The 6,202-nt window shown below is 50.0% G+C and carries 10 protein-coding genes and 1 pseudogene; all 11 read left to right on the forward strand.

What is annotated here, in order from left to right; all coding sequences use genetic code 11:
* The first annotated feature begins 130 nt into the window (after positions 1 to 130).
* On the forward strand, positions 131 to 493 hold the full coding sequence (locus tag PR833_RS16710; protein ID WP_248129379.1) for a hypothetical protein: 363 nt from the start codon (positions 131 to 133) through the stop codon (positions 491 to 493).
* A gap of 82 nt (positions 494 to 575) precedes the next feature.
* Complete coding sequence (locus tag PR833_RS16715) at positions 576 to 1,013, forward strand: hypothetical protein (RefSeq protein ID WP_232467334.1); 438 nt, start codon at positions 576 to 578, stop codon at positions 1,011 to 1,013.
* A gap of 93 nt (positions 1,014 to 1,106) precedes the next feature.
* On the forward strand, positions 1,107 to 1,463 hold the full coding sequence (locus PR833_RS16720; protein ID WP_248129378.1) for a hypothetical protein: 357 nt from the start codon (positions 1,107 to 1,109) through the stop codon (positions 1,461 to 1,463).
* A gap of 109 nt (positions 1,464 to 1,572) precedes the next feature.
* Entirely contained in the window at positions 1,573 to 2,085 is a 513-nt protein-coding gene (locus PR833_RS16725; RefSeq protein ID WP_248129377.1) for a hypothetical protein, read from the forward strand.
* Complete coding sequence (locus PR833_RS16730; RefSeq protein ID WP_250209793.1) at positions 2,085 to 2,345, forward strand: hypothetical protein; 261 nt, start codon at positions 2,085 to 2,087, stop codon at positions 2,343 to 2,345. The genes PR833_RS16725 and PR833_RS16730 overlap by 1 nt, the downstream gene beginning before the upstream one ends.
* Before the next feature lie 73 nt (positions 2,346 to 2,418).
* Positions 2,419 to 2,829, forward strand: coding sequence for a hypothetical protein (locus tag PR833_RS16735; RefSeq protein ID WP_248129376.1), 411 nt, complete (start codon positions 2,419 to 2,421; stop codon positions 2,827 to 2,829).
* Positions 2,830 to 2,981: 152 nt separating this feature from the next.
* Positions 2,982 to 3,956 carry an ArdC family protein gene (locus tag PR833_RS16740; RefSeq protein ID WP_073519518.1) on the forward strand — a complete coding sequence of 325 codons (975 nt, stop codon included), beginning with the start codon at positions 2,982 to 2,984 and terminating at the stop codon, positions 3,954 to 3,956.
* A gap of 9 nt (positions 3,957 to 3,965) precedes the next feature.
* Positions 3,966 to 4,259: a TA system toxin CbtA family protein gene (locus PR833_RS16745; protein WP_036941568.1), complete on the forward strand. Its 294-nt coding sequence runs from the start codon at positions 3,966 to 3,968 to the stop codon at positions 4,257 to 4,259.
* A 92-nt stretch (positions 4,260 to 4,351) separates the two neighbouring features.
* The gene (locus tag PR833_RS16750; protein WP_073519519.1) at positions 4,352 to 5,353 is read left to right on the forward strand and encodes a DUF1281 domain-containing protein; all 1,002 of its coding nucleotides are present in this window, start codon (positions 4,352 to 4,354) and stop codon (positions 5,351 to 5,353) included.
* A 144-nt stretch (positions 5,354 to 5,497) separates the two neighbouring features.
* Complete coding sequence (locus PR833_RS16755; protein WP_108202159.1) at positions 5,498 to 5,833, forward strand: hypothetical protein; 336 nt, start codon at positions 5,498 to 5,500, stop codon at positions 5,831 to 5,833.
* 176 nt (positions 5,834 to 6,009) lie between these two features.
* Positions 6,010 to 6,202: pseudogene (locus PR833_RS16760) on the forward strand (TraI domain-containing protein); the annotation flags it as partial.

Raw genomic sequence — 6,202 nt, forward strand, 5'->3', positions numbered from 1 at the left:
TTGACGGAGGGTGATAATCAAACTGTATTATCATCAGGATTATTTTTACGTAACGCATCATATAAGCAACCCACTGACGGGGAAATCTCCCGTCATCAGGGAATTTCTCCGTTTTTTCAGGAGAAATTCAATGAGGGTATCTACATTTCCCCAATCGTCTTTTTTTGACGATCTGCACTATCTCACGCAATTGCATCACCTGTCAGGTGATCTCGATATGGTTCTTGCTTTTGTCCGTCTGGATATTGGCGAGTGTATGGACGAAGATAATTTTCCGCCAAACTTCTGGATAATCAGTGCCGTTGCAGAGCAACTGGGTGTGTTATCTGTGGAGGCTGATTTTACCCGTCCACATCTTGAGAAAAGGGTCCGCGCAGTCTGGGAAGCGGCAGAGCAAACGCCTTATGCGTCTGACTTTCGCCGTATCTACAACGACGCGGCCAAAAATGCACAGTTTGAAGATCCGGTTGAAGCGCTGATGTTTGGTGCTTAACGGCGGATATTCACTGATTTTACGACCCATACGGGAAAATAGCCCGTGGGCTTTCCCCGTGATTGATAAAGGAGAAGCTCCGATGACGTTATTTAACCTGATTTATGGCATTGCCCGTGGGCTGTTCTTTGTGGCCGATCACGTCTGTCGCTATTCCCGGGGTTGGGAATGGCTGATGTGGCTGGTTGAGGAAGCCCGGACACTGCGAAATGTTGAGGCTGATTTGAAACTGGCTGAAAGGTATGCCGGGGAGCAAAACCGTCCTCATTCCGTTTCGCTGATGCAGTGTACGCTTTATGATGCCGGATTTGCTTACGGCAGATTATTACTATGGCAGGCGGATGGTCTGATGAGACCCTGGCCGGCATATTTGCTTCGCCGTTTACCGGATATCGGTCAGCGGATTGATGCAGCGGTCTGGCAGAAAGGCTGTGAAGCCGGCCAGGATGAGACTGTCACTGAATGGATGGCAATGGAGATGGCTGATGAATACCTCATCGGTATTGAACTGAGCAATTAATCCGCCACAATTTTCTGTTTTAACTTACCTACCTGACGGGGAAACTCCCCCGTCAGGTGGCAGTTTCTCCGTCTTTTTTTACCGGAGAAACACATGTCTGTTTTACTGCCTGAAAACAAACCGTTTTCATTTCTGAGTCTGATCATGCAACGGCTGTACCGTTTTTATGACCGTATACCGTTTGTCTCGTCAGGGATACCCGATGAATTACCGTGGATAAGTAACCGGACCGGCCGGTACGCTTACCGTGCGACGGTGGTGAAAGTGAATCCCCGGCAGTTCAGGATCCGCATTACCGTACGTCTGGGATCGTATTCGAAAGAATACCGCTTTCATTCGTTGATCACTTCGCTGGACAGCAGGACATTTCGTTCCGCCAATGCGGCATACCGTGCCGGTATGGCGATGGCACTCCAGCTGGCACAGGTGCGTTATGCCTGGTGTCGCTGATTTGTTGTACTGACAACTCCGTTGACTTTTTGTCATGACCCCGCCCGGCGGATTGATTTCCGTCAGGGGATGAATCCGCCATTTTTTAATCAGAATGAGGATTTATTACATGGGATATACACATTATTTTACACAAAAACAAAGCGTTGACCCCCTGATGTGGCAGAACTTCCGTGAACATCTGGACAAGCTCTATCACCACTATCTGGCCAATCCTATATCCGCAGAGCAGATATGCGGCGGATACCTGGATAAAATCATAGTGTTGTGTGATGGTCTGGGTGAAAACCGGCTGAACGATGGCTCATTATTCACCGATGACGGTGAGGCACTTTGTTTTAACGGCAATGCAGCTGATGACATGAATCATGAGACGTTTATTGTACAGCGCGAAATCCCCGTTGAGGATTACTGGGATTTCTGCAAGACGGCATATAAACCCTATGACGTGTTTGTGGTGGCGGCATTACTGCTGTTGCACAACCTGTGTCCGGGATATTTTTCGGTCTCTTCTGACGGGGATACTCTGGACTGGCAACCGGTGCTGGACTATGTCAGTAAGGCATTCCCTTATCTTATCCTGACGTTACCGGAAGGCATTGATGTGCCGGAGGCTGGATAATGGCCAGAGCCTGTACGATACGGGAACTGATAGCGGATTTATCCCGCTGTAATCCGGAGGCATTCGTGTTGTGTGAGATGTGGTTCCCCGATGATGTTACCAATGTTGATGAAACGGCTTGTCCGGCAGAAACGCGGGCAACATTAACGAATGTTGCACATCATTTTGATGCGGAGCTGGGGATAAACTGGGACACTCTGGCGTGTGCGCTATCGTGTGTCAGAGACGCTGAGCAGAATGTGCCCGGCATGAACGGATAGTTTTATTTTACTCAACCCGGCAGGGACTTTCCTGTCGGGAGAGTCCCTGCCTTTTTTATAGCAGGAGAAGTGTATGGGACTCGATATTTACTTTTATGCCAGTGAAAAGCGCGGTGCAGACAAAAGCCGGATACCCGGCTCACGTTATGCAGAAGCGGACAGCGACGGCGATATTGAAGTCGGGTATTTCCGTAAGGTCAATGCATTGTTTAAGTGGGTGCATGACCATATCGGGGCTTTTGAAAACTGTGAAAAAGTGCCGGTGACAGAGGCTCATCTGCGGGCTTTACAGCAGGACTTGCTGGCACTGACGCCGGAAAACTGTCAGACACGTTTTCCGACCACAGAGGGTTTTTTCTTTGGTTCAACGGCCTATGACGAGGTGTACTGGGCTGATGTGGAAGACGTCAGACGCTGGCTGTCAGGGATAACGGAGACGTTTGACTTTGAGGCAGAGTCACTGTGTTTTGTGGCCTGGTGGTAAGCCGGTAAGGTGTTTCTCCGGGAAACGCTGAACACATTTCAACCAGTGTTTCCACTGGAAACACCGTTTAAAAATTAACCATATTGTTTTTTCACCTGATGGTGTATCCCGCCATCAGGACGGGATACACCTTTTTTATTGAGGGTATCCCGATGAAAAAATCTGACCGTAAACGCCGCCCGGCTGCGGATAAGCCTGTTCGCGATATTTATCAGGAAGTGACTGACCGTATTGTGACCGCGCTGGAAAAAGGCACCTGCCCGTGGAAACGGCCATGGCGGCCGGCAGAAGGGACGGGCACCGGTTTTCCGGTGAACGCCCTGACCGGTCATCCCTATCAGGGGATGAATGTGCTGTTGTTATGGTTGTCGGCGGCAGAGCAGGGCTTTGGTTGTGATACTTGGTTGACTTACCGTCAGGCACAGCAACTGGGTGGTTATGTCCGTAAAGGCGAAATGGCGACCGATACCGTGATATTCAAACCGCTGAACGTGCCGGCAAAAGACCGTCACGGTGAGCCGCTGCGGGATGAACACGGTGAGGTGGTGATGACGGAGATACCAATGATAAAGGCGAATCCGTTATTTAACATCGCCCAGTGTGATGACCTGCCGGCACATTTTTACGAAAAACGGCGACAACCCGGAGAGGTGACGACAGGAATAACCCTGCCGGCCACGCACCGGGCACTGGATATCCTGAATGCCAGCGGCGTGAAGGTGACCAGTGCGGCGCAGAACCGTGCATATTACAGTCCGTCACAGGACCGGATTGTGATGCCACTGTCGTCACAGTTTGACCGGGATGCTGATTACTGGGCCACCTTACTGCATGAACTGGTGCACAGTACTGGTCATCAGTCCCGGCTGGCCCGTGAAGGCATCACCTCATCGTCCCTGAAATTTGGTGACCCGCTGTACAGTTTTGAGGAGCTGGTTGCAGAAATGGGCAGCGCTTTTCTCTGTGCGCAGTTAAGCGTTGAGGGAGAGGTGAATCATGAAAGTTATCTTGACAGCTGGCTGCGGGTACTGAAAGCGGACAAAAAAGCGTTGTTCCGGGCAGCCGGGCAGGCCCGTCAGGCCTGTGAGTTTTTACTGAATACGGCCACCTCCCGACAGGCCGCGTAGGAGACAGCGATGGACAAAATCACCATTATCCGTTTTCAGTTACTGGTACATCAGTTACTGAAAGTGCATTACGGGATTACGCTGAGTGATACCGGATTGTCTGATGATGCGGAGGTATCCCGGATGATTGAACTCGGAATATCGCCGGTATCGGCGGTCAACCGTCTGGTGGATAAATACCATCTGGAGAAACTGAATGCATCCTGTTATCTGCCGGCATCCCCGTATGTCAGTGATACCGATGCCTTACATGCACAGGCTCAGCTGAGCGGTGCCATTAACCCGGATGTCATGCCCGGATAATCCTTAACGATTAACGACTGACATCTTTCCCGTGAGGGCTTGTTCCTCACGGGATAAGCCCTCTTTTTTTATTCTGAAAAGAGGATATCACCATGCCAAACTGGTGCTCAAACCGACTTGACATCACCTTACACAACGCGGCGGATATGCCGGCGCTTAAACACTGGATATATGCGGATGACGGGATACCCGCCTGGCAGACAGCGATAGCACAAAGTCTGCATTTGTTGCTGGCCGGCTGTGCGGGGATACTGAAACCGGTAAAACCGCTGTCTTTTCCGCCGTTACCGGAACTGACCTCATACGGGGAAACCGGCCCTGTTTCCCCGGGAAACACCGCCTTCACGCACTGGGTTGAGATGCTGATAACCGCACCGGATTTGATGCCGTCATGTTGTCAGCAAATCCATCAGTGGTATCAGATGTGGTTATCTGAAGGTGGGGTGTACCATTCCTGGGACTCGCTGACGGCGATGCAGAAAGCGAGACTGTCACCGTTGTTATCGGCCGGCAGTTTTGACTGGCTAAACCGGTTTACCGGGGAGGATGAGAGCCGGGTGGCGACAGCCTGGGAGGATATTCAGTATCTTCGCGGTACAGGGGAAGCCGTACCAATGGATATGCGGACATTGTTACCGACCAGCCTTGCGGCTGAATTACACGGCTTCAACGGTCGTTTATGGAAAACACCGGAAGTTATCTGGAGACAGGCGTGCTGGCAGGCGTTTGCCCCCGGTAACAGTACATATCACCTTTATCAGTGTCGTTATGGTGTGAAATGGCCGAACGGCAGTGGTTTTCACTGTATTGATGGCGGGCATGCGACGGAGTTATCCGCAGAGTTTGATACTCCGTGGGGGCCGCCGTCAGCAGAGGTCTTGTGTGCTTTGTCTGCGCGTTTCCGCTGTCAGGTCCGTCATGTCTATGCCGAAGAAGGCTGTGGTTTCTGCGGATACAGCGAGTATGACCATGGCCGGTTAGCCGACCATGAATCTGATGATATTGAGTTCAGTGATGAAGAGAATGAGGACGGTTTCCGGGATGTGACGGGACCGGACTATATTCTTGATTCATTACCACATTACGGAGGGTGAGGCTTCCGTATCGATTCAATTGACTGAAAACCCGGTAGTGATACCGGGTTTTTTTATTTTTTTCGGAAAACTAATTTCGGCTTTTGTTTTATCCCCGCGTTGCTATCGTGATGCCGTCATTGAATGAGAGGCGGGGGGAACGTGATGAAATGTGAATCAGGGGCAGGGGTATGGGAGTGGGTAACGTTTTTGAAGAATGAAATCCTGTATCCGTTTTTTACGACAGCCACCATTTTGTTGCCGTTGATTCTGATTGTGGGGGCTTTTCTGATATGGGCTGAACAGGATAGCCGGCATCAGGCTGAGCAGGGGCGTTATTATCTGACAGAATGTCAGTTGGTGGAAAGAAACAGAGATACGGGCTTCTGGTCAGAGCGGGAAAATATTCTGCAATGCGGGGTGACCCGGGAGCATGTGAATGCGGATGCGTATGAAAAGGCAATCCGTGCCTGGCAGCAGAAACAGACAGAGACAAAATAACAGAGCATTATTCATGCAATCTTCTGTTTTGTTGTCGGAATTATTTTTGTGGATGAGTTAACGCAATGAAAATAAAGTGTATTTATTATTTGTTCTTATCCTGATATTAAAATAATTTATGTTTTGTTTATATTGCGTTGTTGTTTTTTTACCGAATTATAGAGGCAGTAACACCGATGTTACCGTGGTTTCGTAAATCGCTTTCCCGGAAAGCGGAAGAGAAAACATTACGTGTTTCCCCGGGAAACACGCAGGAAAAAGTATTATTTATCCGTGACAGTGACGGCTTTTATTTACCGCAGTCGGTTGACATATTGCTGGCCACACCACAGCGACAAAACTGGTTACAGCAAATCAGCCGGGTGGTGG

The organism is Providencia sp. PROV189 (assembly GCF_028480065.1).
Lineage (GTDB): Bacteria > Pseudomonadota > Gammaproteobacteria > Enterobacterales > Enterobacteriaceae > Providencia > Providencia stuartii.

What these genes read in the sequence shown, in the direction of transcription:
- PR833_RS16740 (WP_073519518.1), top strand. Translation starts at nt 2,982, where the DNA reads ATGAAAAAATCTGACCGTAAACGCCGCCCGGCTGCGGATAAGCCTGTT.
- PR833_RS16715 (WP_232467334.1), top strand. Translation starts at nt 576, where the DNA reads ATGACGTTATTTAACCTGATTTATGGCATTGCCCGTGGGCTGTTCTTT.
- PR833_RS16745 (WP_036941568.1), top strand. Translation starts at nt 3,966, where the DNA reads ATGGACAAAATCACCATTATCCGTTTTCAGTTACTGGTACATCAGTTA.
- PR833_RS16750 (WP_073519519.1), top strand. Translation starts at nt 4,352, where the DNA reads ATGCCAAACTGGTGCTCAAACCGACTTGACATCACCTTACACAACGCG.
- PR833_RS16725 (WP_248129377.1), top strand. Translation starts at nt 1,573, where the DNA reads ATGGGATATACACATTATTTTACACAAAAACAAAGCGTTGACCCCCTG.
- PR833_RS16755 (WP_108202159.1), top strand. Translation starts at nt 5,498, where the DNA reads ATGAAATGTGAATCAGGGGCAGGGGTATGGGAGTGGGTAACGTTTTTG.
- PR833_RS16710 (WP_248129379.1), top strand. Translation starts at nt 131, where the DNA reads ATGAGGGTATCTACATTTCCCCAATCGTCTTTTTTTGACGATCTGCAC.
- PR833_RS16720 (WP_248129378.1), top strand. Translation starts at nt 1,107, where the DNA reads ATGTCTGTTTTACTGCCTGAAAACAAACCGTTTTCATTTCTGAGTCTG.
- PR833_RS16730 (WP_250209793.1), top strand. Translation starts at nt 2,085, where the DNA reads ATGGCCAGAGCCTGTACGATACGGGAACTGATAGCGGATTTATCCCGC.
- PR833_RS16735 (WP_248129376.1), top strand. Translation starts at nt 2,419, where the DNA reads ATGGGACTCGATATTTACTTTTATGCCAGTGAAAAGCGCGGTGCAGAC.